This is a genomic window from Oceanobacillus sp. CFH 90083, from assembly GCF_009389585.1.
Lineage (GTDB): Bacteria > Bacillota > Bacilli > Bacillales > Amphibacillaceae > Oceanobacillus.
In genome coordinates, this window is sequence record NZ_VIYG01000003.1 from 292,182 (window position 1) to 316,825 (window position 24,644).

Genomic DNA, 24,644 nt, shown 5'->3' on the forward strand with positions numbered 1-24,644 from the left:
AGCCCGTTTATTTTTTGTCGAGTAATTTATTTCAGCAGCTTCTATACTTGAATCAATGGAAGGAGGAGAAGGAAATGCAAAACAGTATGAACAAGGCATTACAGTATATTGAAGAGAACTTGGATGTAGAAATGGATGAGAAAGAAATAGAGAAGATTACCGGTACATCCATTTATCATTTTCGGCGAATGTTTTCTTTCTTGACCGGGATGACTCTGACAGCCTATATCCGTCATCGAAAGCTTTCCAATGCGATGTTTGACTTGTTGCGGGATGATGTTAATGTGACGGACACTGCTTTTAAATATGGGTATAATTCTGTAGATGGTTTCTCCCGCGCATTTCGGGAATGGACCGGGTTTAACCCTTCTGAGGTAAAAAAACAGCAAAAGCAGCGTCTTAAAGCCTTTCCGAAGCTCACCTTCCAATTAACCGTTCAAGGAGGAGCAGAGATGAATTATCGAATTGTAGAAAAAGAAGCATTTAAAATTATTGGTGTCAGTAAAAAGGTGCCGATGCAGTTTGAAGGAGTTAATCCGGAAATTGAAAAGCTGGCGAATAGTATGACAGATCAACAGAAAGAAAAGATGCATCAATATGTTAATCTGGAGCCAAGGCAAGTAATTAATGCTTCCTATAACTTTGGAGAAGGAAGAATACAGGAGGAAGGATATTTGGATCATATGATTGGTGTATTGACAGATGAAGAAGGACCTTTTGAAGGGCTGGATGTGCTGGAGGTACCTGCTTATACTTGGGCTATTTTTTCTTCACAAGGGGAGTTCCCTAAAGTGATGCAGGAAACATGGGCAAAAATAGCAGCGGAATGGCTTCCATCTTCAGATTATGAATTAATAGAAGCACCAGAAATTTCTTTTGTAGAAGATTATAGTAATCTTGATAATGTGTATAGCGAGATTTGGATAGCTGTGAAGAAAAAGAATTAGCAGGAGTGTAGTTAGAAAAAACGAGGTACTGATTTTGACAATGTCATTAACTTAAGCATATTGACAAAGCAGGCGGATGAAGTAATGGAGGCCTTGTAAGTACATGAATTTACTATTTTTAATATATTTTCCAATTTAGAAAAATAAGTATCCAAAAACAATAAAACATCGAAACTAAAAGAGACAAATAACGTTCTAATTTTGAATAATATTATTAAGAAATAGTAATTTGTATCAAGTCTNATAGCAGTCTTGATAATGTGTATAGTGAGATTTGGATAGCTGTGAAGAAAAAGAATTAGCAGGAGTGTAGATGGAAAAAACGAGGTACTGATTTTGAAGCCTCGTTTTTTGTGTTGATGTGTTTAGTGATTTTATGCCGTGTAACTGTATGGGATGCATTTCAATCCATGCACCCATAAAGGGTGCGAAAGCGCACATCATACGCCTTGACACAGCAAGGTTTAAAAACTAGAAAAGTGCTAACCTAATCAAAATGAAATTAAGTTTCCTATAATCTTTATACATTTTCTCCAAAACCCTTGTTTTAAAAGAAGTGCTAACCTCCATAGTAATCTATGTGCGCTTAAGGTTAGCATTAAATATTAATTTACACTTATCATACCTGTTACTGTTATTTTATCATAGTCTTTATGCAGTTATAATTTTTAGAAATTTGAGCAAATAATTCCTTGTTGACACTGTATCATCCTGAGGAAAGCATATCAAATGATTCTGAAAATCACAGAAGTATATAAGCACATTATCTGTGTGATAAGAGTGAGTCTGTGATAAACTTTAACTAGATAAACGGAACAGGGGAGTTGTTAGGCATGATTAAGCATATTGTACAATGGAATCATCGTGAAAATTTCAGTGAAGCAGAGAAGAAAACAAATGCGGAAAAAATTAAGAACGAATTAGAGGGGCTAAAAGGTAAGATAGATGGTATTATTTCGATTAATGTTATTATTAACCCTCTAGAGACAAGTGATCGTGATATTATTCTGGATAGCGAATTTGAGACGGAAGAGGCATTGCAGCAATATCAAATACACCCGGAGCATGTCCGTGTGTCCAGCATGGTGAAAGAATGTGTACAGGATCGTGTCTGTGTAGATTATCAACTATAAGCATAAATAGAAACAGCGTAGAAAAAGTTTCTGTGCTGTTTTTTAGGTGAGATATAGTTTGAAATCAATTAATCAGAGGAAGGGATGCAGTTCCATGAGTGATAAGTGGCTAGAATGGGCAAAGCAAATCCAGTCGATAGCGCAGGCAGGATTGACTTTCACAAATGATATGTATGACAAAGAACGGTATGAACAGCTGCGTACGCTAAGCATCGAAATCATGAACGAATATACTGCATTAGATTTCGAATCCATTCGTGATTTATTCGCTAATGAGACAGGTTATCAGACTCCAAAAGTTGATGTGCGGGGTGTAGTTTTTAAAGATGATCGTATTTTGATGGTCCGCGAAAAGCATGATGATGCCTGGGCATTACCGGGTGGTTTTTGTGATATTGGGGAATCTCCAAGAGAAAATGTTACCAAAGAGATTCAAGAAGAGGCGGGTTTTCATGTTCAGCCCAAGAAGTTGCTGGCTGTTTTTGATACCAATAAACACCCGCATCCGCCGCAGCCTTATCAATATTATAAATTGTTTATTCAATGTGAAATTATTAGCGGAGAAGCCAGCTTAGGGATGGAGACAAAGGGGATTGATTTTTTTGCTGAAGATAATCTCCCTCCTCTTTCATTAAACAGGAATACAGAAACGCAAATTCAGCATTTATTTGAATTTTTGAGAAACCCGGAAAACCCGACTCTGTTTGATTAAACCATAAGAATGAAAAATTACTTCTTTATTCGAGGAGTAATTTTTTCTTTATCGGATTTCTTGTAAAACAAGATAATGTCCTTTAGAATAGGGATGTTTTTATATATGAACAAAAGGAGTAACATCAACATAAAAAACTACATGCGATGAAGATGATTATAAAAATATAATCATGTTGCTATATAGAACGGAAAGGAGAATCGAGATGGATCGGACAAAATTAAGCTCGGAAAGTGATCGATTTATAGAAAAGCTGCGTCTGTATTTATTCTCTCAAGGAATAGCACAATCTGATATTGAGGAAGTTGCTGATAATCTGGCGCAAAAGCTCTATGAGATGGAGCAAAATAACGAGCCCATTGAACAAATTACGGAAAAGTCACCGCAGGAATATTTAGACGGTCTGAAGCAAGAGTTAGATAAAAACGTAGCCACATCCAGATCAGCATCCTGGCTGGTACCCTATATTCTTATCGGTGCGATTATTTTTATGGTATTTGGTGACGTGTTACGCGGTGTGCTATATGGAGAAAGCGTTGCTTACAGTCTGTTCCGGATTTTAAGCACAGTTGCTATTAGTATATTATTTATCCTGAGTTCTGTATTTGCAGTAAGATATACCTTAAACAATCGGTTTACTGTATTAAAAGAATATATGATTCTCACTATTCCGGCTGTTATCAGTATGCTGCTGTTTATAGCTGCTTACTTTGTCGATGGCAATGTGGAAACATCTATTATCATGATTGATTCATTCGGAAATATGATTTTATTAGGGATAGTGACAGTTATAGCGATATGGATGTCTGTATGGGCAAAAGTATGGATATTGCCTGTTATTTTGATTGCCTGGAATTTTCCGCCGCTGATTTTGGAAAATACACCGCTTGGAGTAGATATGCAAGCATTTCTGAGTATCATCTTGACTATTGTAATTGTTGGAGCTTATATCTATTTGGAGTTTCAGAAAGAACAAGAACTATAAACAAACAAGGATAATTTTGTTAAAATGTAATAGAGTGAAAAATAGGAACATAAGTTAGAGAATTAGAAAAGACAAGAGGTGCTTGATATGAAAGGGTATTTAGCAAACGGCTTATTTTCAATGGGGGATCGTTATGTCAATGAGCAGCTGGCAAAAGTAATTCGTGAGGCTGTACCGGAAATAGATTTATATGTACCGCAGGAAAATGCCGCAATTAATGATAAGGCTGCCTATGCAAACAGCGAGATTATTGCAGAGGCGGATTTATCCAAATTGAAAGAGAGTGATATTTTAATAGCAGTGCTGGATGGAGTGGAGATAGATTCCGGTGTAGCCGCTGAAATTGGCGCTTTTTCAATGCTTAACCGTCCAATTGTCGGCGTATTTACGGATACCCGCCAGCAAGGGAGAGATAATCGGAAAAAGATAGATGCACTTGTAGAAGATGCTTTAGAAAATCAATTTGTTTATCGTAATTTATTTTTGGTGGGATTAGTGAAACGGAATGGTGTGATTGTCTCCTCTTTGGAGGAAGCAGTGGAAGCTGTGTTAGAAATGAAGAAGATGCATATATAATAGCTATCAAAGAAAATCAACATTATCATGTAAGATTTGTGTGGAATGTGTTTGATTTTCTTTTTTACTCTTTAAGACAGGAAAGTAAATAATTCTGATAATATTGATTAATAGAGTACATCATATATAAAGCTGAACAGGTAAAATGAAAGGAGAAAACATATGTCAAAAGCAGAGAAAATCACATTAAAGTTTTTATCAGAGGAATACCTAGATGACTTGAATCAGTTCGAGCTTCCTGAGGAACAGTACCAATTTACGGCATTGCCTAAGGAAATCTCAGAGTTAGCTGAAGGTCAATATGGTGTGATGATTATGAATTATAATGAGCCGGTTGGTTTTTTCTTGCTGCACCGGACAGAGCGTGTAAATGAATACACAAATAATCCCCATGCACTGCTTTTAACTGCGTTATCTATTAATCAAATGCATCAGCGGAAGGGCTATGCCAGAAAAGGAATGACATTGCTTGCTGATTTTGTGAAGGATGTGTTTCCTGCATGTGATGAAATTGTATTAGCTGTTAATCATAGAAATATAGCAGCGCAAAAGCTTTATACGAACGTAGGTTTTAAAGATACATATAGGAGAAAGGAAGGGCCTAAGGGAGAGCAGTATATTATGCATTTGCAGTCTATTTAAACGAATGAAAGTTCTGTTGTTAATATTTAATAAAAAATTCATTTTATTTTTCATGTTAAAAGGAATAGCTCATAGAAAAGGAGGAATGAAATTTGTTTACAATAAAAAAAGCTGCAGAAAAATTAAACATTCCAACCTCTACCATTCGTTATTATGATGATGAAGGCCTTTTACCGTTTATAGAAAGAGATGAAAATGGATACCGTATTTTTCAAGAAGAAGATTTATTTTGGCTGGAGATGATTGGCTGTATGCGTTCAACTGGAATGTCTATTAAAATGCTGCAGCATATTGCTCAACTGCATATGCAAGGAGAAGAAACTTTACAGGAAAGAAAAGATATATTTAAGGCGCATCAAAGAAGATTAATAGAGCAGAAACAAGATATAGATAATGCTTTAGACAGGCTGGAAGAAAAAATGAAAAGGCTGTCTACCTTAAGGTGATATGCTCCCCTTAAGGTAGACAGATTAAAAAATAAAAATCTGTTTATGAACAGCCTTATTTTTCTTTAAGCATGTAGAAGGGATTCTACAACTGTTGATCTGTTGCTATTAACAATAGATTTAAAACCAAATGATGATTCTAGATCAGTAATAAGTGCTGCTTCGGAAGTGTAGTTAATGATTGAATAATCAATGACGACACCGATGCCAGAAATATCATTATGATAAAGTTCTTGTTCATGAGATAATTCGATCAATTCTTTTGTTAAAGTTTGAACGTAATCTGTACTTGAAATAGTTACATCACGAGTTGCAATTATTTTGCTGTCATGAGAAAGAATAGAAATTGTGGTAATGCTGCCTTTGTACTCTGCAAGAAAAATATACATTTTGTCTTACTCCTTTCTTTAACTTGTAATATTTCTTCAGGGAGGTGGAATAACCATCAATACAGTATCTGTAATGCCGCCATTTGGTAAAGGGAGTAATTTTACTGTTTCAGCTATATAAATCTCCTGCTGATGGAAGTTTCGTTTTATATAGCTGATCAAAAGTATCATAACTATCGTTGTTATAATTCTATAATCTTCCCATTATGGTTCATATGCTGTTCTGCTTCTTTTTTAAAGAAATAAGTTGATGTTACATGATTGTCTATCAATGTGAAATAACCTTTCTGTTTGGAAGTTTTTGCAATAGAATCGTTTATCTCTTTTCCGATTGTATTAATAGCAATATCTACTTTTCCGTAAACTTTTATTGCAAATTCAAATAACTCCTTTGCGGTTCCAGCATTCGTTAAATCACCTTGAAACAGTACTGCTTGGCCACCTTTTGAAACAATCTCCTTTCGAGTTAATTCTGCTTCTTGTTTGAAAGCTTCATTGTGATAGTGAATAATGACTTCTGCTCCTGCCCTTGCATAGTCTTTACTAAGCAGAGCTCCTAGGCTGTTTCCACCTTCAGCTATGACGACTACCTTACCTTCCAGTGTATCAAATTTATTCATTCTTCCATATCCCCCTTTGGATTATGTTTAGTATAAACATTCAAGTGAACTTGAAAGCAAGAGGGAAATAAGCATTTTAATTCCACTTTTAATGATGAGATCTGCTGTCTCTATCCCTGTAAACCTCACACTGACAGAAGCTGTATTTTATTCAATGTGAAAAAGGTCATATGCAATAGATAGTAACCGCCACCCAGAAGAGAAAAATCAGTTCTTTTTCCCTGTTGATTTCCAGCCTCTCTATGCTATTTTTAAAAGGGAAAGGGTGGGGAGAAGAAAATGAACAAACTAATTGGTTTGGTAACAGTATTTCTAATGACTTTATTTGTTTTGGCTGCATGCGGTGGAAATGATGAAGATAATGGAAATGAAACTGCCGCTGATAATGGACAGACAGAGACAAATGAGCAGGCGGAAAACGATACAAATAATGAAGAAGAAAACACAGAAGAAGGACAGGAAGAGCTTGCCCCAGGAGATATAGAATCAGAAATATTCTCTGCACTTGTTGCAGGTTCTGAGACATATTCAGTTCAGGAGAACGGCGTTGATATTCTGGACGAGGGTTCTGCACATAGCCGCTTAACAGTAAATCAGGAGATGGATGATGATGACATAGATTTTGATTATATGAAGCAAACAGCGGAAGAAGATGCTGCATTGATTGGAGAATTATTAGGAGAAATTAAAGTTATTGAAACTGCTGAAATAACATGGCTATTTGCCTATCATGGTCCTTTTTATACCTTTCAACTAGAGAGGGATGGTGATAAATTAATAGTCACAGGGGAAGAGTTTGACGCAGATCAATTAAATGAGAATATTGAAACATATGTCCCGGCATCAGAAGTGGAGTAGTGAAGGGTTGAGCAGGGAGTATATGATTTAACTTTGGTTAAATTACGAAAGCTTTTCAAAATCTGTTCCTTTTTTCAAGCGGTAAATTACAGCAAAGGAGCAGGTCTATTGTTGTTCTCCGTTTTATAAATTTGTTAGGAGTGATATATACAGCATGTTTAAGATTGGTAAAAAGCAATACACAGATGTTATTCCTTTACTTAAGGGAACAGAACACACAGCCCCTACAAATGCATGGGGAATTGTGGAAGGCTATATTGAAGGAGAGGTTTTTTCTAATAAAACAGTTCAACCAGATGCAGTGCTGATCGGTACAAAAGATGGTGTATATTTTGTTTGTGGTGAGCCGGATAAAGCCTTTTTAGAGGCCTTTGAAAAATATTATTTAGAAAAAGAGAATGAGCGTTTTACGCTGTTTTCTCCTAATAAAATATGGGATAACATGATTGAAAGTATGCAGACAGAAAATACAAAGAAAATGAAGCGAAAAGCATTTCGTTTAAATGAAGAAAAATTTCAACAAAGAGCCCGGCTGCTCCGCCATTCTGATGTATTTGAAATAAAACCTGTCAGCAGCGAATCTATTATGAATAGCAGAAAATTTGATAAGGATTATTACCAATTATATTGGGGAAGCATAGAGCGGTTTTTAAAATATGGAGCCGGTTATTATGCCGTTAATAAAGATCGGGAAATCCTCAGTGAATGTACAGCTATTTTTAGAAGCAAAGAAAGAATGAATATAGATATTTATACCTTGGAAAAAGCGAGAGGGTCAGGTTTGGCTTATGGAGTAAGCAAAGCTTTTATAGCAAAGTGCCTGCAAAACAGCATTGCCCCTGTGTGGGATTGTGACTGTGAGAATATACCTTCCGCTCATTTGGCTGGCAGACTGGGATTTGATCAATTTGAAGAGTATCATCTTTATTATAAGCAATAGTGAAGCGTATTACGGGGATATTTTAAAGATTTTTCTAAATTTTATAATAAATAGGTTGTATTAGGAACGCATATTCTGTGATTATGGTAATAAAAAGTAGGAGGATGAGAAAATGAGTACAGTATTTACTGCGTATGAAAGTACAATGGAAACTGTTTCTGAACTGAAAGAAGCAGATGAGCAATCATTGATTACGCCTATCAAAGAAAATGCCTGGTCGATAAGAGAAATCATTGGTCATATGTATTATTGGGATGATTATAATCTGCATAATATGGTATCCCAGATGAATCATGGCGCCAATCTGCCGCCATTTCCGGATCATGATACGCAGAATGAAAAAGCGATTCAATCTCTGGAAGGAGAATCTGTTTACCAGATAATAGATTCCTTTATCGAGCGGAGAGAGGAATTTTTAGATGCAGTAAAACAAGTAGATAAGCAGGACAGATTTACTATTGGTAATGGGAAGAGAGCTTTTTCTGCTGAAAGCTTTGTAAAAATATTTGTGAAGCATGACGCACATCACTTAAAGCAGATAGAGGATTTTTTAGCTGCTTCCTGATAGGAAGAGGCGAGGAGCTTTCCGAAGATGGAGAGTTCTTTTTTATAACATAAAAGAATATGTAAGAAGTACTGGTTACAGAACAATCCGTGAAAATAATAAGGCAATAGAGTATAATATCTTTATACTAGATGATTATTCAAGGATGAAAGGACAGACAGTCAATGGCTACAATTCGTGATATTTCTGAAAAAGCTGGAGTTGCAAAAAGTACGGTATCCAGATATTTAAATAATGGGTATGTCAGTGAAGCCACAAGGAAAAAGATTGAGAAGACAATTGAAGAATTAGAATATGTTCCGAATTCCTACGCACAAAATCTTCGTTTAGAGAGTAATCCGACAATTGGCGTGATTATCCCCAGATTTGATTCTTATTCGGTAACGACGACGCTGCAGGGGATCGATAAGGAATTAAAGCAGCAGCAGTATAATATCCTAATCGAGAATACAGACAGGAGCCCTGAGAGGGAAATTGAATATCTGAAGCGTCTGGCAAAAATGAAGGTTTCAGGAATTATATTTTTGGCGACAAAATTAACGGAGGAGCATATTCATACGATTGAATCCATTGGCGTGCCTGTCATTGTTATTGGTCAAGAGGACAGACGTCTGAATTGTATTGTTTATAAGGACTATGAAGCAGCCTTTGAACTGGCGGAGTATTTAACTGCTTACGATTTTAATAAAATTGCCTATCTTGGAGTAGGTGAGGAAGATGAAGCAGTTGGTATTTTAAGAAAAAAAGGATTTATCGACCGATTTGCGAAAGAGCAGCAAAAGACTCTATCTGTTTATTATACAGACTTCTCCATAGAGAAATCTGTACAAAAAACAAGGGAGCTGTTAAACGAAATAAAACCGGATTTATTGATTTGTGCTACGGACAATATTGCAATTGGCGCAATGAAATCCATTTATGAAAAAAAACTTCGTATTCCCGAAGATATTTCTCTGACGGGTTTTGGAGATTATAAGATATCCAGTTATTTAACCCCTGCATTGACAACGGTTCATTATGATTATAATAAGGCTGGGCATATTGCTGCAAAAAGTATTGTCAGAATGAAAGGACAGAAATTTCATCCGACAATAACATACGTGGATTATCAGATATTCCCCAAAAATAGTATTGACAAAGCAAAAAGAAAGCGATAAACTCTCTTCATATCAAATATTAAAATTAATCAATGTGGAACCGATTCCTTATGATGTATATGGAATCGGTTCCACAAATGGAAATAAGGAGGACTCCTCTCATGGAAACAAAATGGTGGCAGGATGAGATAGTTTATCAAATTTATCCGAAGAGCTTTTATGATTCTAATGGCGATGGTATCGGAGATTTGAAAGGGATTACAAAAAAACTGGATTACTTGAAAGAGTTAGGAATTACAATGCTATGGATTTGTCCGATTTTTTCATCACCAATGGTAGATAACGGCTATGATATCTCTGATTTTGAGGGAATCAATCCGGAATTTGGAACAATGGATGATTTCAATCAGCTCTTAAAAGAAGCAAAAAAACGTGATATTAAAATTATATTGGATCTTGTAATTAACCATACTTCGGATGAACATACATGGTTCCAGGAGGCATTGAAAGATCCGGACAGTAAGTACAGAGATTACTATATTTTTAAATCGGGTACAGATGGCAACCCGCCGAATAACTGGCGCTCTATTTTTGGCGGTTCCGTTTGGGAGAAGCTCCCTGAAGAAGATCTTTACTACCTGCATGTTTTTGATAAAAAACAGCCGGATCTTAATTGGGAAAACAAAGAAATGCGTCAGGAATTATACGCCATGATTAATCGCTGGCTGGATAAAGGCGTGGCCGGATTTCGAATTGATTCTATCACATTTATTAAAAAAGACAGTGACTATGCAAGTCTTCCGGCAGATGGAGTAGACGGCCTTGTATCCTGCAAGCATAAAACGAGAAACCGTCCCGGAATCGAAAGCTTTCTAAACGAATTGAAAGCGAATACGTTTGAAAAGTATGATGCGGTGACAGTAGGTGAAGCTCCAGGAGTGCAGTATAAAGATTTTGATCAGTTTATCGGGAAAGATGGTTACTTCTCCATGATTTTTGACTTTCATTATGCTGATATTGATGTGGAATCAGGATCGGATTGGTTTAAGCGTACCAATTGGACTGTTCCAGAATTTAAGGAATTGTTATTCCGATCTCAAACAGCCCTTCAGGAGGCTGGATGGGGAGCAAACTTTCTGGAAAATCATGATCAGCCGCGTGTGCTGTCCAAGATGGTAAGAGAAGAGGAATGGCAAACACCTGAAACTGCAAAAACATTTGGAATGCTGTATTTCTTTTTGCGGGGAACACCGTTTATCTATCAGGGTCAGGAGCTTGGAATGAAAAATTTTAATCGTTCAACGATAGATGCATTTAATGATATTTCCAGTATAGATAACTATCATCGATCCATGCAGGAGGGCTTTTCAGAGGAAGAAGCACTTCAATTTGTTAACCTGCGGAGCCGTGATAATACAAGGACACCATTTCCTTGGAACAATGAGCAGTATGGCGGATTTACTACTGGAACACCGTGGCTGGACATGACAGAGGAGTACCCGGAAATTAATGCGGAAAATAATCCCGTTTATGCATTTTATCAGCAGATGATTCAGTTGAGGCAGGATAGTACATGGAGCAACGTATTGTCTTTTGGAAATATAAGAGAAATAAAAGATGTTCCGGAAGAAGTCATTGCATATGAGCGTGCAGATGAAGAAAAAAATATAGTTGTTTTAGTTAATTTAAGCACAGAAAAGAAAAAAGTGGTATTAAACGAATTTGGCGGGAACGTCATTTTACACAGTCAATCTGAGCCTACGATAACAGGAGAAGAGATTGTCCTGGAACCCTATCAGGGAATTACAATCGGCTAACAGGAGGAAGCAAAATGTCTGAGGATCAATATAAACAAACTGGGGAACAAATTGTAAGAATTATAGGTGAAGACAATATTGAATCAGTAACGCATTGTGCAACGAGATTACGTTTTAATGTCAAAGATAGAGATTCTATTGATCAAGAAGCTATTGAAGATATTGAATTAGTAAAAGGTGTTTTCTATCATTCCGGACAATTTCAAGTAATACTTGGTACAGGGATTGTAAATAAAGTTTATAAAGCGATCGCTGGTGAAACAGACAATGAGGAAAGACAGCAAAATAGTCAAAGTGAACAAAGTCAAACATCAAAGAAGGGCAGAGTACAGCGGGGGATAAGAACCTTAGCGGATGTATTTATTGCAATTATTCCGGGGATTGTAGCAACAGGGCTGTTTCTTGGATTAAAAGGCGTCATATTAAATGAGACTGTTCTAGGTTTCTTTGGAACGAGTCCAGACGCTATCCCGGAGTCTGTGCTAACACTGATTTCTGTGTTGACGGATACTGTATTTGCTTTTCTGCCGGCATTAATCTGCTGGTCGGCCAATAAGAAATTTGGCGGAACCCCGATTATTGGGTTCGTTATTGGATTGATGCTTGTATCGCCTGCTTTGCCAAACGCTTATGAGGTAGCAGATGCAGCATCAAGTGTAGAGCCGTTGATTGCCTTTGGATTTATTCCAATTGTCGGTTATCAAGGAAGCGTTTTAACTGCACTTGTTGTAGGACTTGTCGCAGCGAAAATAGAAATAAGATTACGAGCAAAAATGCCTGATTCTCTTGATTTAATGTTTACACCATTTTTCGTTATTATTATCAGTGTGTTAGGAGGATTGCTCGTACTTGGTCCGGTACTTCACATTGTTGAAAATGGACTTGTATATGTTGTTACAGCATTAATTGATGTGCCATTAGGAATCGGAGGGTTTATAGTTGGGTTGATCTATCCGCTGGCTGTTATGACGGGAATGCATCATCTCTTCTTTATGATTGAGACAACCTTGCTGGCTTCAACCGGATTTAATCCCCTCATTACAATATGTGCGATGTATGGATTTGCAAACGCTGCTGTATGTTTTGCGATCAGCCGCCGCAGCAAAAAGAAGAATATTAAAGTAATGGGAACCAGTGCCGGGGTTACGCAGCTGTTAGGTGTTAGTGAGCCTGCACTCTTCGGTATTACTATTCGATATGGTACACGTCCGTTAACTGTGATGCTTCTATCCTCGGCATTGGGAGGGATGGTGTTATCTATCTTGGGAATACAGGCTAATTCATACGGGTTGGCAGTTATTTTATCACCATTAATGTACATTTACAGCGGGTATCAATTTATTACCTATATAATTGTAGGGATTGCGACCTTCGTTGTAGCTTTTATTTTGACTTCTATCTTTGCCGTTCCGAAAGAACTGCTTAGTGTACCGGACGAAAAACAGGAAACGAAGAGTGCTTAAAGGCGTGTTCAAGAGGATTAGCGAATATAGCCGACACATTTTTTGTATCGAACCTTTTGAATACGCATCTAAATTAACAAATAGTTTATCGGTAAGTGGAGAGGGTATCTCCCTGCCCATGAAAATATAATAAATAAAGATTGACTCATGGAATTTGGAAGGGAGCATTGAAAAACAGTATGTCTTGGACAAGGGAAACACGGTACCGGCACTACCGGGAAATGACAGAAGCAGAAGAACAGGAATTACTAGAGAAAGTGAGCAAAAGCATATGGAGACAGAAATTTCATATACAGCCTCCATATGGACTATTAAATGACCCTAACGGTTTTACTTTCTATCAAGGAAAGTATCACTTATTTTATCAATGGTTCCCTTTTGGACCTGTTCATGGAATGAAGCATTGGTATCATGTTGAATCAGAAGATTTAATTCACTGGGAAGAGAAGGGAGTGGGCATCGCTCCCGAATATGATCACGAAAGTCATGGTATATTCTCCGGTTCAGGTATTGTTAAAGCTGATTTATTGTATTTATTCTACACAGCGAATAAACGTGACCAGGATTGGAATCGTGTATCTTCTCAAAGCTTTGCTGTCATGGATAAACAGGGAAGGTTTACCAAGCAGGAGGAACCGGTAATTCCAAAACAGCCGGAAGGGTATACTGCGAATTTTCGAGATCCGAAGGTTTGGAAGAATGGCAATACATTTTATATGATTATCGGGGCGGAAAGAGAGAATCATACAGGCTGCGCGCTGCTCTATAAATCGGCTGATTTGTTGAATTGGAGCTTTCAAGGAGAATTAAAAACGGATTTTGAACAGTTCGGTTATATGTGGGAATGTCCAGATATCTTTCAGATCGAAGGAAATGATGTGCTGATACTTTCTCCTCAAGGGCTTGAACCAGAAGGAGACTCCTATCATAATGTGCATAATTCCGGGTGCTTTATTGGTCATTTTGATAAAGAAAAATATTATTTTCAAAGTAATGCTTTTCAGGAATTGGATGCAGGATTTGATTTTTATGCGCCGCAGACAACGCAGGCCCCGGATGGACGTCAGATTTTAGTTGGCTGGATGGGACTTCCTGATACATCTTATCCAGCTGATAAAGATATGTGGTCAAATTGTTTAACGATTCCAAGAGAGCTGCAAATAAAAAATAATAAAATCTATCAAGTCCCGGTGAAAGAAATGATTAAAAAAAGAGGTGCTCTGACAACGTGGCAGGGAAACCTGGATGGCGAAGAAAGAGCGTTGGATAACTTTTTAGGTGCTGTTTACGAGCTGAACGGCGATATGACAGTAGAAGATGGTATTGCAGGGTTAAAGCTGCGTACGGGAAAAGAAGAGGAAACATTATTTTATCTGGATACAAAGCGTCAGAAAATAGTACTTGATCGTACAAACTCAGGAGTTCCGACAGCTGTAGATTACGGTACTGTCCGTCAGACTTCCTGTACAGATAATAAAATCTCTTTACGTATTTTCATGGATACTTCCTCCGTTGAGATTTTCGTGAATGAAGGTGAGTTTGTCTTTACCTCAAGAATTTTTCCACAGGAAGAAAGCAAAGGGATCAAACTGTTTGCTGAGGATACAGCAGCCTCTTTTGCTTTGAACAAGTGGGATTATACATCTTAATCATAAGTGAAAAGGTTACAGGAGAATAAATGGAAGGAGCTCCGGTGAAGCATGCCAAGCAGGTATTGCTCACCGGAGCCCTTTTTTATAGGCCGTGACAGCTTTTGTTAATCAAAGCGTAGATTGCAGTATTTCATTTTTTACTTCCAAAATATAATTCTTCAGAACATATTCTTTTCCGCCATGCTTTAATTGATTAGGCAGGTTTGTTTCTTTGAAATGGGTGTTTAGTATTGTGGCAAATTCAGATTTTACAAGGTAATATTTCCGTCTATAAAACATTTCTTCAGCTCCTTTAAGTTCATGTTCATGAAGCTGAAATTTTGATTCAAGCATACCATTTTAAAAAATTCCCTTTCAACTGTATACTAAGCAAAACAATCAAAAAATAAGGAGTACATCATTACATCATGAAAAATTCAAAATCATCTCGTACATTACGCATATTGAATTTCATAGAGGAAAAAGGGAATAAGCTCCCTCATCCAGTAACGATATTTATTATTTTTACACTGGCTGTTATCGTAATTTCTCATTTGTTATATCTGAGTGGTGTCAGTGTGCAATTTGAAGGCGTAAATGATGAAACAGGTCAGATCGAACCACTGACTGTGTCAGCTGTCAGTTTGCTGACTTCAGACGGAATTGCCCATATGTTTTCCAGTGTTGTTGGGAATTTCACCTCATTCGTTGCTTTAGGACCAGTATTGGTGGCAATGCTTGGTGTAGGGGTAGCCGAAAAAACAGGTTATATCAGCGCCATTATGACAAATACAGTGACTAAAGCACCGCGGAAATTAGTTACACCAATTGTGGTTTTAATGGGAGTCCTCTCTAATGCGGCAGCTTCTGTCGGCTATGTTGTCTTAGTGCCGCTTGGGGCCATTATTTTTCTGGGGTTTAAACGGCATCCACTCGCAGGACTATCTGCTGCATTTGCCGGAGTCGCAGGCGGTTACTCTGCCAACCTGATTCTCGGGACAAATGATCCATTACTTAGCGGTATTTCTACAGAAGCAGCAAATATTTTAAATCCAGACTATATTGTCAACGCAACCGACAACTGGTTTTTTATGTTTGCATCTACTTTTCTGATTGTTATTCTTGGAACATTTATAACGGATAAAATTATTGAACCGAAGTTAGGAACATATCAATCCAAGGAAACAGATAAGGAATCGAACGAGTTGTCAAAACGAGAGAAAAAAGGATTGTATTGGGCGAATGGTTCTGCTCTGCTGACGATTGCTGTTATTGCACTGCTGGTTATTCCTGTGAATGGTCCATTACGTGGGGAAGACGGTGGCTTTATCCAATCTCCATTTATGAGCAGTATTATCTTTATCATGATGCTGATTTTCCTTGTTCCCGGTATTGTTTATGGAATGGTGACAAAAACGGTGAAGAATGATAAGGATATTGCGGGATTGATGACCGCTTCACTGGAAACAATGGCAGGATTTATTGTGCTGATTTTCTTTGCGGCCCAGTTTGTTGCTTTATTTAATTATACAAATTTAGGTACGATTATTGCAGTAAAAGGTGCTGATTTCTTACAGTCTATCCATTTAACCGGGGCACCGCTGCTTGTTACATTAATAATAATCACAGCATTCATCAATTTATTTATTGCTGCTGATTCAGCAAAATGGGCAATTATGGCACCTGTTTTTATCCCGATGTTTATGCAGATGGGTATTTCTCCCGAGGTAACACAGGTTGCTTATCGAATCGGGGATTCTGCAACTAATATTATTTCACCACTGATGCCATTCTTTCCGTTAGTTGTGGCATTTGCCCAGCGTTATGGCAAAGAAAATGGAGTAGGCACAGTGGTTTCCTTGATGCTGCCGTATTCTGTGATGATATTGATAACATGGACTATCTTCTTTGTTATCTGGTATGTATTTGGTATTCCAGTTGGACCTGGAACAAGCTTAAATTACTAAGGGGAAGGAAGGATAAATATGAAGGTTGTAACTACTTGGAATGGCGGACGCGCGTTCTCAGCTGTTGGGGCTTCAGGTTTTGAAATAAATATGGATGCAACAGAAGAAGCAGGCGGTACTGGAAAAGGAGCTACACCGGCAGAGACGTTATTGAGCGCATTAGCTGGCTGTATTGGTATAGATGTAACGATGATTTTACGACCGCATTTAGATAAAATAACAAAAATAGAACTGATTACAGAAGGTACAAGAAAAGAAGAATTACCTAAAGGGTTTACCGGTATGGAGATTACTTTTATTGTAGATGGTGAGATTGACAGTAAAAAAGTATGGAGAGCGATTCATCTTGGTGAGGAAAAATATTGTACTGTTTCTGATTCGATAAAAGCCGATGTGCAATTTAAATTAATTTTAAATGGAAAAGAGCAAGAAGCATAACATGATTGATAAAAGAGCTGTAAGTACACAAGTAAAATAAATTGAGGAGACGGGTATAATAATAGAAAGTCAGGACGGAGTTATTAGAACGATGGCAGGAGAATGGCTCCTTTCCTATTGGGGTTGTGACAGCAATGATACAGAGTCTCACGATTACACAGCAGCACATGTTAGCAAAGAGAATTCAAATGATTCATATCGAAATAAATAACAGCTTGTATTCTTTTATTGGGAATACAAGCTGTTTTTGGGCTCGGATCAGGATGATGTCCAGCTTCCGCCATTAATATGAATGGCTTGTCCTGTCATATAGGAAGCTTCCTGTGATGCCAGCATAACATAGGCCTGAGCATGTTCAGACGGCTGACCTGGCCGTCCCATTAAGGTATCCTGACCAAATTGCTCCACCTTATTTTCGTCAAATGAGGAAGGAATAAGCGGTGTCCAGACAGGTCCAGGAGCAACGGTGTTCGCCCGGATTCCTTTCTTGGCAAGGCTCTGTGCAATACTTCTTGTAAAGGAAGTAATCGCTCCTTTTGTTGCGGAATAATCCATTAATGTGGCGTGTCCACGATAAGCGTTAATAGAAGAAGTACTGATGATCGAATCGCCTTCCCTCATATAAGGGACTGCTGCTTTGGTCAGATAAAATTGGGAAAAGAAATTCACGCGGAATACTTCTTCAAATTGTTCAGAAGGAATATTCTCTACGTTTGCCTGTTCAAATTGAATGGCTGCATTATTAACCAGAATATTGATACCGCCAAATGTTTCTACGGTTTTTTTAACCAGATAAATACAATGGGCTTCTGCTTTTATATCTCCGGGAAGCAGAAGACATTGGACTCCTTCAGCTTCTACCAGCTTCTTTGTTTCCTCGGCATCGCCATGTTCATCTAAATAGGAAATCGCTACGTTTGCTCCTTCCTTTGCATATAAAATAGCAACGGCCCGGCCAATACCGCTGTCACCGCCAGTAATCAGCGCGTTTTTTCCTTTTAATTTATCTGTGCCTGTATAAGCAGTTGGCTGATGCGGGAGCGGGTTCATTTTTGATTCGATTCCCGGCTGCTTATCTTGTTTTTGTCTAGGTGTGCTTCCCTTTTGCATTTCAGTTGGTTTCATCATTAGTTCCTCCTTTACCAGTTTTAATTTCTAGTAATAACATTTTTCCACATGTACATGTTTTATAAACATAATGAGAAAGTTCTTTTTTCTCTCAACAAAAGAATCCCTATATATAGTCAAAGATTTGGGGTGATTGATGCTTATTCTATAAATATAGAACTAATAATTCTATATTTGTGAAATGTGTGTTACGATAGTATAAATTATATGGAAAAAGGAGCTGAAGATGTGGATGTTTTGCAATTAACAAGCAGAGGGCGGGAGAGTTATGATGTGCAGCTGACCTATTCTATTTTATGGGAATGTGCTCTGGGGATTGCGGCAATAACAAACACCAGGTTACTGGATACATTAGATAGGCCCCGGGAATATTGGGCGCAAATAAAAAATTCCATTTCCGGGGAATTATCGGAGGAATTGGCGTTCGTTGAAGAGAAGAATACATGGAAGGGGCTGCTCCAAATACTCCATCAGCAGGAATTTTCAAGCCTGGATGCGTTTCAGCAATATATTCAAGCATTGCCAGATGCAGAATTGAAGTTTATTTGCCTTCCTTTTGCCGGGAAGAAGGAGCAGGTGTATCGGGAGCAGGCTGCGCAGGGAGAGGAAAAAGCAATCAAAGAGCTGATGCGGATTACCGATAATAATCCATTCTTTCCAGCGTACATTGAATTCATCAGTACATGTGAAGCGAAATCTTTAAAAAAACATTTGATTAAGGTGATGGACAGCTGGTATCAGGAAGTAGTGAAAGCAAATCAACAGGAGATCGAAGCTGTATTGGAAAAAGATTATCAGTCAAAGAAGGCGATGTATCAAAAAGTTTCTTCTGAGGAGCTAGTACAGTGGGCTACCGGTGGGGTTACATATCCCCCTGAACCTAGTGTTCATACAGTTTTACTGATCCCGCAATATATTTACCGCCCGTGGAATATTGAAGCAGATATCGAAGGAACCAAAGTGTTTTACTATCCAGTTTCTAATGAGAGTGTGTCGCCAAGTGACCGGTATATGCCGGATTATTTTCTTGTGCAGAAATATAAGGCTTTAGGTGATGAAGTACGTCTGAAAATGGTTAAATTGCTATCTGAACATCCAAGGACATTACAGGATATGACGGAAAGGTTGGATATAGGGAAGTCGACCATTCATCATCATTTGAAGATATTAAGAGCGGCAAAAATCGTCGAAATAATTGATTCAAAGTATTGCTTGAAAAAGAATGTATTTGCTCTGTTAGCAAAAGAATTTAATTGGTATCTGGAAAAGTGATGGAGGTGAAGCTGATGAAGACAACTATCTTTAGGAATAAATCTTTTTTATCTATATGGATTGGCAACGGTATTTCGGAGCTGGGCGGTGCGTTTGGAACCTTTTGTAATTCCATTTTAGTCTATCAATTAACAGGCTCTGCCTTAGCGTTAGGGAGTATGTGGCTGTTATATTTTATTCCGTCTTTAGTGCTTCAATTATTTATCGGTCCATTTATCGATCGCTGGAGCCGTAAATGGATACTGATTTTCTCCCAGCTGGCAAGAGGCTTTGTCTTCCTGGTACCACTGTTTGCCCTGCTGACAGAAACGCTTCTGCCCTGGCATATCTATTTAGTGCAGATCATCGTCGGATTAATTACGCCGCTATATGTTCCGGCAAATCAGGCAATCACTCCTTCCATCGTGGCAAAGGAGCAATTGGAAGCAGCGAATGCCTATTTGGAGGGAACAGCACGGTTCATGACTTTTACAGCTCCTTTTTTAGGCGGAATTGTCATTGAATATATAGGTGTGATGCCTACAATGCTTCTAGTATGTACACTGCTTTTATTAAGTGGTTTTACATTGCTGTTTATTCAGGAGACGCGAATCCCGCAAAAAGCGAGAGCATCGTGGATAAAGGAATTTACAGAAGGGATAACTTACTTTTTTACAAAGCGCGTCATCGTCTGGCTGGGTATATTTCTGGGCTTTGTGCAATTTGGTGTTGGTGTGACAATGGTTACGACGCTTCCTTATATTACAGAAGAATTATCGGGAAGCTATGCAGAATACGGCTATTTTATGGCAGGTTTTCCTGTCGGGTTTATCTTAGGATCTGTTCTGGCTGGTAAAATAAAATACAGAAGTCGAAGAAGATTAATGCTCGGGGCATTATTTATTGGCGGGCTTACCTTTATTTTCTTATTCATCAATACAAGTGTCTCATTGGGGATTTTAACGGAAATAATCGGCGGGATTGCGATGGCTGTTTTCGGGATACATAATACAACGATCTGCCAAAAAATCATACCTCACCATTTAATGGGAAAAATATTCTCTGTCAGGCTGTTGATTATCCGGTGTATGATGCCATTAGGTGTATTGGCTGGCGGTTTTTTAAGTGAAATATGGGGAGTCCGGCCATTATATTTATTGATAGGAATGGTGATAAGTACCGCTTCTTTATTGGGGATACTGCTTCCTTATTTTAAATTTATAGATGCAGATATCGAAAATAAAACAAATCTTCATTCAGCAGGTTAAAAGTGATTATCCTGCTGAATGAAGGCTTTTTAGCCTGCAGCTATTCTGCAAGGTATTTCTGATTCTTTGGCATGCTTGTTAAGCCTGTTCCCGTATTGATTTATCCGCTAACTGGATAATTGTCATATCATCCATCGGCGGATTATGCAGTCCAGCCCGTACATCACGGTAATAGCGCTCAAAATTGTTTTTCAGCTTGAGGCTCTGCGCACCGACAACACGCATAGCAAGGTCTACAGCCTGAACCGCTTTATTAGTGACGGACAGCTTCACCGCTCCTAATTCGGGTCCCATCATGTTTCTGATTTCTTCATCATGGTGATCCCACTTATCCGCAACTGCATGCAGGAAGTATTCCGATTCCAGTAAAAGAAGTTCTAAATCGCCCAGCTTTTGTTTCACATTCGGCAGCTCGGAGATAGTCCCTTTGATACTGTTTGGTGAATAGCTTGTGGCAAAAGCAACAGCATCCTTCTGAGCAGCCTGTGCAATTCCGAGATAGCATGCAGGAATATGCAAGAGCCAGCCTGCTGGTTTTCTTTTCTGATTCGATGTGATTTCAACGAGATCGTCTTTATTTAAATGGACCTCTTCTAAAACGAGATCATGGCTTCCGGAACCGCGCATTGCGATAGAATCCCATGTTTCTTCTACATGGACACCTTCCAGGTCATGCTTCACAAGGAAATTGCCGACATCATCTGTTCCATCAATAGATGCACTGACGACAAAGTAAGTCAAGATAGGTGACAGTGTCGTAAAGGTTTTTCGTCCCGTAATTACCCAGCCATTGTCTGTTTTAACGGCTGTTGTTTCCGGCTTGCCGCCACGGGTCGGGCTTCCGGTTGCCGGTTCTGTTGCGGCATTGTTTAATAATGCGCCGTTTTCAATAACATCCTTGACAACTTTCGTATAAACATGCTCATCCCAGGGCCTGCTTTCACCCAAATGCTTCATAATCCCCATATGCCAGCCGATGGACAATGCAGTTGAACCGTCTGCCTGGGCGATAAGCTGCTGATAGGTAAGCAATTCATCGAGCGGGATGCCTGCTCCTCCATGTTCTGTTGGTACGGTGAGAGCCGGGTATCCAATTTCTTGCAGGTCTTTAAAGTTTTCGTAGGGAAAAGCATCATCCGGAAGCTGACGGACGCGTTCTCCGAAGGGCGCAATTGTTTTGGATAAAAGCTGGATACGTTCTTCTTTTGTTTGTAATTTTACTAGATTAGTCATACTATCATTCCTCCTTATTAAAGATAAAGTATATTAATCAGATTTGTTTATTAAACCGTTAAGAAAGTTTATACTTTCTTACTGCATAAGTGCAACGGTTTTTATGGGGCGAGTAACCGCAGTCCCAACGGTTTTTATGGGGTGAGTAATCGCATTGGTCTTCGGTGGGGCGAGTAATCGCAGTCCCAACCCCAGCTAAGGTTTGGTAACAACCAAGTTTTCTAATATTATTTCATTGTTGGCGGAATAGTTCAATTAACATGCAACTCATTTTCTTATATAATCTAATGAACGATACTTCAAAAAATAGGTTAGACTAGAATAGAGAGAAAGAACGAGGAGTGTATGCAATGAAACAGGACCTTCATTTAACCCCTTTACCAGACGCTTTTTACCAATATCCGACCTTACAATTAGCAGAAGAACTGCTTGGGTGTATTTTAGTAAAGCAAACGGAGGAAGGAACGAGCTCTGGATTTATTGTAGAAACAGAAGCCTATTTAGGAAATGCTGATCGGGCGGCACATGGGTTTGGAAACCGGAGGACAAAACGGACAGAAATTCTCTATGCGGAGGCTGGTATGACATATACCCATCTTATTCATAATCATTGTCTGATTAATGTTGTCAGTGCAGAGAGAGAAGTTCCCGAAAGTGTACTCATCCGGGCAGTCGAGCCTTATACAGGCGTGGAGCAGATGTTAGCCCGCCGTCCGGTGAAAAAATTTCAAAACTTAACAAGCGGCCCGGGCAAGCTGACGCAGGCATTGGGTATTAATATGAGTGATTACGGGCGATCTCTGAAGGAACCGCCATTATTTATTGCAGAAGGAAACAAGCCGGAGAAAATAAATAGCGGTCCACGGATCGGTATAGATAATTCCGGCGAGGCAAAAGATTATCCTTACCGATTTTGGGTTGCAGGTAATAAGTTTGTTTCTAAGTAATGGCTGAAGTCCCGTTATCATTTGTTGGATAACGGGATTTTTTTTACACTTTAAGAAAGCAGGAATAAAGGATAAGCGCAATGATTTTCGGTGGGGCGCGTAATCGCAGCTCCGGTCCCGACTAAGGCAATCCTGTGCCTTTCAGACTTGGCTTGCCAAGTTTTCTTTATGTAAGAAAAAAGCTAGATTTGAATGGTTTGAGGAAAATATGCACTTACACTATAATAATAGCAGGAATTGAATAATACATAATAGCTTTGAAATGAAGGCTAATCAGTAATACACAGAGAAGGTTTGATCATAAAAATATGCAGAGGAGCATGAATGATGAAGCAGGTAGAGGTTGCGGTGACAGGCATGGGAGCTGTTTCCCCGTTTGGTATGGGAGTATCCACATTTTGGGATAATTTAATTGCGAATCGATCGGCGGTAAAGGAAGTAACAGACGAAAATATAAGGAAGTGGACAAAAGTAGGTGCGCGTGTCCCTGATTTTAAAGTATCCGATTTTATCTCTAAAAAAATTATCAGAAACACGGATTATTTTACACAGCTGGCATTGATTGCGGCAGATGAAGCAATCAAGGATGCAGGGCTGTTCAAAAGTGATGGTGAATCTTTTGTAGATGATGTAGATCGGAACCGGTTTGGAACAGCAATTGGAACCGCTTTTGGCGGCATTCAGTCCTTGGAGCAGGCTTCTGAAAAATTAGCGACAGGGCAGGCAAAAAGAGTAGGGCCGCGTATGATCTCTAAATCGATTCCGAATGCTGCTGCAAGCACAATTTCGATTCAATACGGATTCCGCGGGCCGTCGAATACATATGTCACAGCCTGTGCGGCTTCGGCAAATGCTATTGGTGAATCAGCTTACTGGTTTTTCCGTGATGATGTTGATTATATTCTTGCTGGAGGCGTGGACAGCCTGTGGTCCAATGTTTTTTTGTCTGGATTAGGAGATGCAGGAGCATTGGCAGTGAAAGGGCCGGATGATTTTTCAACATGGTCCCGGCCGTTTGATGCTGCAAGGACAGGGATGGTCATGGGAGAAGGGGCAGGTTTATTTGTTCTGGAACCATTGGAGCGTGCCAAAGCAAGAGGGGCACATATTTATGCAACTTTAAAAGGGTATGGAGCCTCCAATGACGCTTATCATGATACATCACCAGACCCGGAAGGAACAAGTGCCGCATTGGCAATCGAGCGGGCGCTCCGTTCAGCACAGCTGAATCCGGCGGATATTGATTATATTAATGCACATGCGACATCTACACCAGCTGGTGATATTGCGGAAACAAAGGCGCTAAAAAGGATATTTGGAGAAAGATTAGATCATATTCCTGTCAGCTCTATCAAAGGCAGTGTCGGGCATTTATTAGGAGCTGCCGGAGCAATTGAAAGTATTGCAGCGATTAAAGCAATTGAGACAGGAATTTTACCGGCAACATTACATTCAGAAAATCGGGACGAAGAGGCTCCATTGGATATTGTTCCGAATGCCAGCCGGAAGCAGCAGATTAAGACGGCGATGAGCAACTCTTTTGGTTTCGGTGGACAAAATGGAATCGTGATTTGGCAGGCTCCTTAAGGTT

At 38.9% G+C, this 24,644-nt stretch carries 25 protein-coding genes; 20 read left to right on the top strand and 5 right to left on the bottom strand.

All coding sequences use genetic code 11. The features are described 5' to 3' along the window. Nucleotides 1–74: 74 nt before the first annotated feature. The 7 genes from FLK20_RS06320 (at nucleotide 75) to FLK20_RS06350 (ending at nucleotide 5,441) form a co-directional block, all read left to right on the top strand. Nucleotides 75–947: an AraC family transcriptional regulator gene (locus FLK20_RS06320; protein ID WP_152655698.1), complete on the top strand. Its 873-nt coding sequence runs from the start codon at nucleotides 75–77 to the stop codon at nucleotides 945–947. 833 nt (nucleotides 948–1,780) lie between these two features. Then, nucleotides 1,781–2,080 carry a Dabb family protein gene (locus FLK20_RS06325; protein ID WP_152655699.1) on the top strand — a complete coding sequence of 100 codons (300 nt, stop codon included), beginning with the start codon at nucleotides 1,781–1,783 and terminating at the stop codon, nucleotides 2,078–2,080. A gap of 94 nt (nucleotides 2,081–2,174) precedes the next feature. Further along, nucleotides 2,175–2,792 carry an NUDIX hydrolase gene (locus FLK20_RS06330; protein WP_152655700.1) on the top strand — a complete coding sequence of 206 codons (618 nt, stop codon included), beginning with the start codon at nucleotides 2,175–2,177 and terminating at the stop codon, nucleotides 2,790–2,792. Between the two features lie 205 nt (nucleotides 2,793–2,997). Continuing rightward, nucleotides 2,998–3,777, top strand: coding sequence for an HAAS domain-containing protein (locus tag FLK20_RS06335; RefSeq protein ID WP_152655701.1), 780 nt, complete (start codon nucleotides 2,998–3,000; stop codon nucleotides 3,775–3,777). Between the two features lie 87 nt (nucleotides 3,778–3,864). Next, nucleotides 3,865–4,353: a nucleoside 2-deoxyribosyltransferase gene (locus FLK20_RS06340; protein ID WP_152655702.1), complete on the top strand. Its 489-nt coding sequence runs from the start codon at nucleotides 3,865–3,867 to the stop codon at nucleotides 4,351–4,353. Between the two features lie 162 nt (nucleotides 4,354–4,515). Next, nucleotides 4,516–4,995, top strand: a complete 480-nt coding sequence (locus FLK20_RS06345; RefSeq protein WP_152655703.1) for a GNAT family N-acetyltransferase — start codon at nucleotides 4,516–4,518, stop codon at nucleotides 4,993–4,995. A 92-nt stretch (nucleotides 4,996–5,087) separates the two neighbouring features. After that, complete coding sequence (locus tag FLK20_RS06350; RefSeq protein ID WP_152655704.1) at nucleotides 5,088–5,441, top strand: MerR family transcriptional regulator; 354 nt, start codon at nucleotides 5,088–5,090, stop codon at nucleotides 5,439–5,441. Between the two features lie 65 nt (nucleotides 5,442–5,506). Here FLK20_RS06350 and FLK20_RS06355 read toward each other — a convergent pair whose 3' ends face one another. Next, a complete protein-coding gene (locus FLK20_RS06355) occupies nucleotides 5,507–5,830 on the bottom strand; it encodes a hypothetical protein (protein WP_152655705.1) in 324 nt (107 codons plus the stop codon). A 182-nt stretch (nucleotides 5,831–6,012) separates the two neighbouring features. After that, on the bottom strand, nucleotides 6,013–6,450 hold the full coding sequence (locus FLK20_RS06360; protein WP_152655706.1) for an SDR family oxidoreductase: 438 nt from the start codon (nucleotides 6,448–6,450) through the stop codon (nucleotides 6,013–6,015). Between the two features lie 279 nt (nucleotides 6,451–6,729). Between FLK20_RS06360 and FLK20_RS06365 the strand changes: the two genes are divergently transcribed. From FLK20_RS06365 to FLK20_RS06395, 7 genes are all read left to right on the top strand, one after another. After that, entirely contained in the window at nucleotides 6,730–7,308 is a 579-nt protein-coding gene (locus tag FLK20_RS06365; protein ID WP_152655707.1) for a hypothetical protein, read from the top strand. A 154-nt stretch (nucleotides 7,309–7,462) separates the two neighbouring features. Further along, nucleotides 7,463–8,248 carry a GNAT family N-acetyltransferase gene (locus FLK20_RS06370; protein ID WP_152655708.1) on the top strand — a complete coding sequence of 262 codons (786 nt, stop codon included), beginning with the start codon at nucleotides 7,463–7,465 and terminating at the stop codon, nucleotides 8,246–8,248. 112 nt (nucleotides 8,249–8,360) lie between these two features. Then, nucleotides 8,361–8,813, top strand: coding sequence for a DinB family protein (locus tag FLK20_RS06375; protein ID WP_152655709.1), 453 nt, complete (start codon nucleotides 8,361–8,363; stop codon nucleotides 8,811–8,813). A gap of 164 nt (nucleotides 8,814–8,977) precedes the next feature. Further along, on the top strand, nucleotides 8,978–9,970 hold the full coding sequence (locus FLK20_RS06380; RefSeq protein WP_152655710.1) for a LacI family DNA-binding transcriptional regulator: 993 nt from the start codon (nucleotides 8,978–8,980) through the stop codon (nucleotides 9,968–9,970). A 101-nt stretch (nucleotides 9,971–10,071) separates the two neighbouring features. Then, nucleotides 10,072–11,727: a glycoside hydrolase family 13 protein gene (locus tag FLK20_RS06385; protein WP_152655711.1), complete on the top strand. Its 1,656-nt coding sequence runs from the start codon at nucleotides 10,072–10,074 to the stop codon at nucleotides 11,725–11,727. A 14-nt stretch (nucleotides 11,728–11,741) separates the two neighbouring features. Then, on the top strand, nucleotides 11,742–13,190 hold the full coding sequence (locus FLK20_RS06390) for a PTS transporter subunit EIIC (protein WP_152655712.1): 1,449 nt from the start codon (nucleotides 11,742–11,744) through the stop codon (nucleotides 13,188–13,190). Between the two features lie 179 nt (nucleotides 13,191–13,369). After that, complete coding sequence (locus FLK20_RS06395) at nucleotides 13,370–14,839, top strand: glycoside hydrolase family 32 protein (protein ID WP_152655820.1); 1,470 nt, start codon at nucleotides 13,370–13,372, stop codon at nucleotides 14,837–14,839. 111 nt (nucleotides 14,840–14,950) lie between these two features. On the opposite strand, the gene FLK20_RS21570 is transcribed toward FLK20_RS06395, so the two are convergent. Next, nucleotides 14,951–15,121: a hypothetical protein gene (locus FLK20_RS21570; RefSeq protein WP_194165549.1), complete on the bottom strand. Its 171-nt coding sequence runs from the start codon at nucleotides 15,119–15,121 to the stop codon at nucleotides 14,951–14,953. Nucleotides 15,122–15,249: 128 nt separating this feature from the next. On the opposite strand from FLK20_RS21570, the gene FLK20_RS06400 reads away from it, so the two are divergent. Further along, nucleotides 15,250–16,788, top strand: coding sequence for an AbgT family transporter (locus FLK20_RS06400; protein ID WP_152655713.1), 1,539 nt, complete (start codon nucleotides 15,250–15,252; stop codon nucleotides 16,786–16,788). A gap of 18 nt (nucleotides 16,789–16,806) precedes the next feature. Beyond that, the gene (locus FLK20_RS06405; RefSeq protein WP_152655714.1) at nucleotides 16,807–17,226 is read left to right on the top strand and encodes an OsmC family protein; all 420 of its coding nucleotides are present in this window, start codon (nucleotides 16,807–16,809) and stop codon (nucleotides 17,224–17,226) included. Between the two features lie 258 nt (nucleotides 17,227–17,484). On the opposite strand, the gene FLK20_RS06410 is transcribed toward FLK20_RS06405, so the two are convergent. Further along, nucleotides 17,485–18,351 carry an SDR family oxidoreductase gene (locus FLK20_RS06410; protein WP_152655715.1) on the bottom strand — a complete coding sequence of 289 codons (867 nt, stop codon included), beginning with the start codon at nucleotides 18,349–18,351 and terminating at the stop codon, nucleotides 17,485–17,487. A 231-nt stretch (nucleotides 18,352–18,582) separates the two neighbouring features. On the opposite strand from FLK20_RS06410, the gene FLK20_RS06415 reads away from it, so the two are divergent. Both FLK20_RS06415 and FLK20_RS06420 read left to right on the top strand, forming a co-directional pair. Continuing rightward, nucleotides 18,583–19,626 (top strand): ArsR/SmtB family transcription factor, encoded by a 1,044-nt coding sequence (locus tag FLK20_RS06415; RefSeq protein WP_152655716.1) that lies wholly within the window; start codon nucleotides 18,583–18,585, stop codon nucleotides 19,624–19,626. Nucleotides 19,627–19,640: 14 nt separating this feature from the next. After that, nucleotides 19,641–20,873 (top strand): MFS transporter, encoded by a 1,233-nt coding sequence (locus tag FLK20_RS06420; protein WP_152655717.1) that lies wholly within the window; start codon nucleotides 19,641–19,643, stop codon nucleotides 20,871–20,873. A gap of 78 nt (nucleotides 20,874–20,951) precedes the next feature. On the opposite strand, the gene FLK20_RS06425 is transcribed toward FLK20_RS06420, so the two are convergent. Further along, on the bottom strand, nucleotides 20,952–22,106 hold the full coding sequence (locus FLK20_RS06425) for an acyl-CoA dehydrogenase family protein (protein ID WP_152655718.1): 1,155 nt from the start codon (nucleotides 22,104–22,106) through the stop codon (nucleotides 20,952–20,954). Nucleotides 22,107–22,456: 350 nt separating this feature from the next. On the opposite strand from FLK20_RS06425, the gene FLK20_RS06430 reads away from it, so the two are divergent. Next, entirely contained in the window at nucleotides 22,457–23,053 is a 597-nt protein-coding gene (locus tag FLK20_RS06430; protein WP_152655719.1) for a DNA-3-methyladenine glycosylase, read from the top strand. Between the two features lie 327 nt (nucleotides 23,054–23,380). Beyond that, nucleotides 23,381–24,640, top strand: a complete 1,260-nt coding sequence (locus FLK20_RS06435; RefSeq protein ID WP_152655720.1) for a beta-ketoacyl-[acyl-carrier-protein] synthase family protein — start codon at nucleotides 23,381–23,383, stop codon at nucleotides 24,638–24,640. Nucleotides 24,641–24,644 lie beyond the last annotated feature (4 nt).

Excerpts from the sequence above, each read along its gene's own strand:
- FLK20_RS06410 (WP_152655715.1), bottom strand. The coding sequence starts at position 18,351 with ATGAAACCAACTGAAATGCAAAAGGGAAGCACACCTAGACAAAAACAA.
- FLK20_RS06335 (WP_152655701.1), top strand. The coding sequence starts at position 2,998 with ATGGATCGGACAAAATTAAGCTCGGAAAGTGATCGATTTATAGAAAAG.
- FLK20_RS06355 (WP_152655705.1), bottom strand. The coding sequence starts at position 5,830 with ATGTATATTTTTCTTGCAGAGTACAAAGGCAGCATTACCACAATTTCT.
- FLK20_RS06425 (WP_152655718.1), bottom strand. The coding sequence starts at position 22,106 with ATGACTAATCTAGTAAAATTACAAACAAAAGAAGAACGTATCCAGCTT.
- FLK20_RS06360 (WP_152655706.1), bottom strand. The coding sequence starts at position 6,450 with ATGAATAAATTTGATACACTGGAAGGTAAGGTAGTCGTCATAGCTGAA.
- FLK20_RS06320 (WP_152655698.1), top strand. The coding sequence starts at position 75 with ATGCAAAACAGTATGAACAAGGCATTACAGTATATTGAAGAGAACTTG.
- FLK20_RS06395 (WP_152655820.1), top strand. The coding sequence starts at position 13,370 with ATGTCTTGGACAAGGGAAACACGGTACCGGCACTACCGGGAAATGACA.
- FLK20_RS06365 (WP_152655707.1), top strand. The coding sequence starts at position 6,730 with ATGAACAAACTAATTGGTTTGGTAACAGTATTTCTAATGACTTTATTT.
- FLK20_RS21570 (WP_194165549.1), bottom strand. The coding sequence starts at position 15,121 with ATGTTTTATAGACGGAAATATTACCTTGTAAAATCTGAATTTGCCACA.
- FLK20_RS06385 (WP_152655711.1), top strand. The coding sequence starts at position 10,072 with ATGGAAACAAAATGGTGGCAGGATGAGATAGTTTATCAAATTTATCCG.
- FLK20_RS06390 (WP_152655712.1), top strand. The coding sequence starts at position 11,742 with ATGTCTGAGGATCAATATAAACAAACTGGGGAACAAATTGTAAGAATT.
- FLK20_RS06370 (WP_152655708.1), top strand. The coding sequence starts at position 7,463 with ATGTTTAAGATTGGTAAAAAGCAATACACAGATGTTATTCCTTTACTT.
- FLK20_RS06330 (WP_152655700.1), top strand. The coding sequence starts at position 2,175 with ATGAGTGATAAGTGGCTAGAATGGGCAAAGCAAATCCAGTCGATAGCG.
- FLK20_RS06430 (WP_152655719.1), top strand. The coding sequence starts at position 22,457 with ATGAAACAGGACCTTCATTTAACCCCTTTACCAGACGCTTTTTACCAA.
- FLK20_RS06375 (WP_152655709.1), top strand. The coding sequence starts at position 8,361 with ATGAGTACAGTATTTACTGCGTATGAAAGTACAATGGAAACTGTTTCT.
- FLK20_RS06405 (WP_152655714.1), top strand. The coding sequence starts at position 16,807 with ATGAAGGTTGTAACTACTTGGAATGGCGGACGCGCGTTCTCAGCTGTT.
- FLK20_RS06400 (WP_152655713.1), top strand. The coding sequence starts at position 15,250 with ATGAAAAATTCAAAATCATCTCGTACATTACGCATATTGAATTTCATA.
- FLK20_RS06435 (WP_152655720.1), top strand. The coding sequence starts at position 23,381 with ATGAAGCAGGTAGAGGTTGCGGTGACAGGCATGGGAGCTGTTTCCCCG.
- FLK20_RS06420 (WP_152655717.1), top strand. The coding sequence starts at position 19,641 with ATGAAGACAACTATCTTTAGGAATAAATCTTTTTTATCTATATGGATT.
- FLK20_RS06345 (WP_152655703.1), top strand. The coding sequence starts at position 4,516 with ATGTCAAAAGCAGAGAAAATCACATTAAAGTTTTTATCAGAGGAATAC.
- FLK20_RS06380 (WP_152655710.1), top strand. The coding sequence starts at position 8,978 with ATGGCTACAATTCGTGATATTTCTGAAAAAGCTGGAGTTGCAAAAAGT.
- FLK20_RS06325 (WP_152655699.1), top strand. The coding sequence starts at position 1,781 with ATGATTAAGCATATTGTACAATGGAATCATCGTGAAAATTTCAGTGAA.
- FLK20_RS06340 (WP_152655702.1), top strand. The coding sequence starts at position 3,865 with ATGAAAGGGTATTTAGCAAACGGCTTATTTTCAATGGGGGATCGTTAT.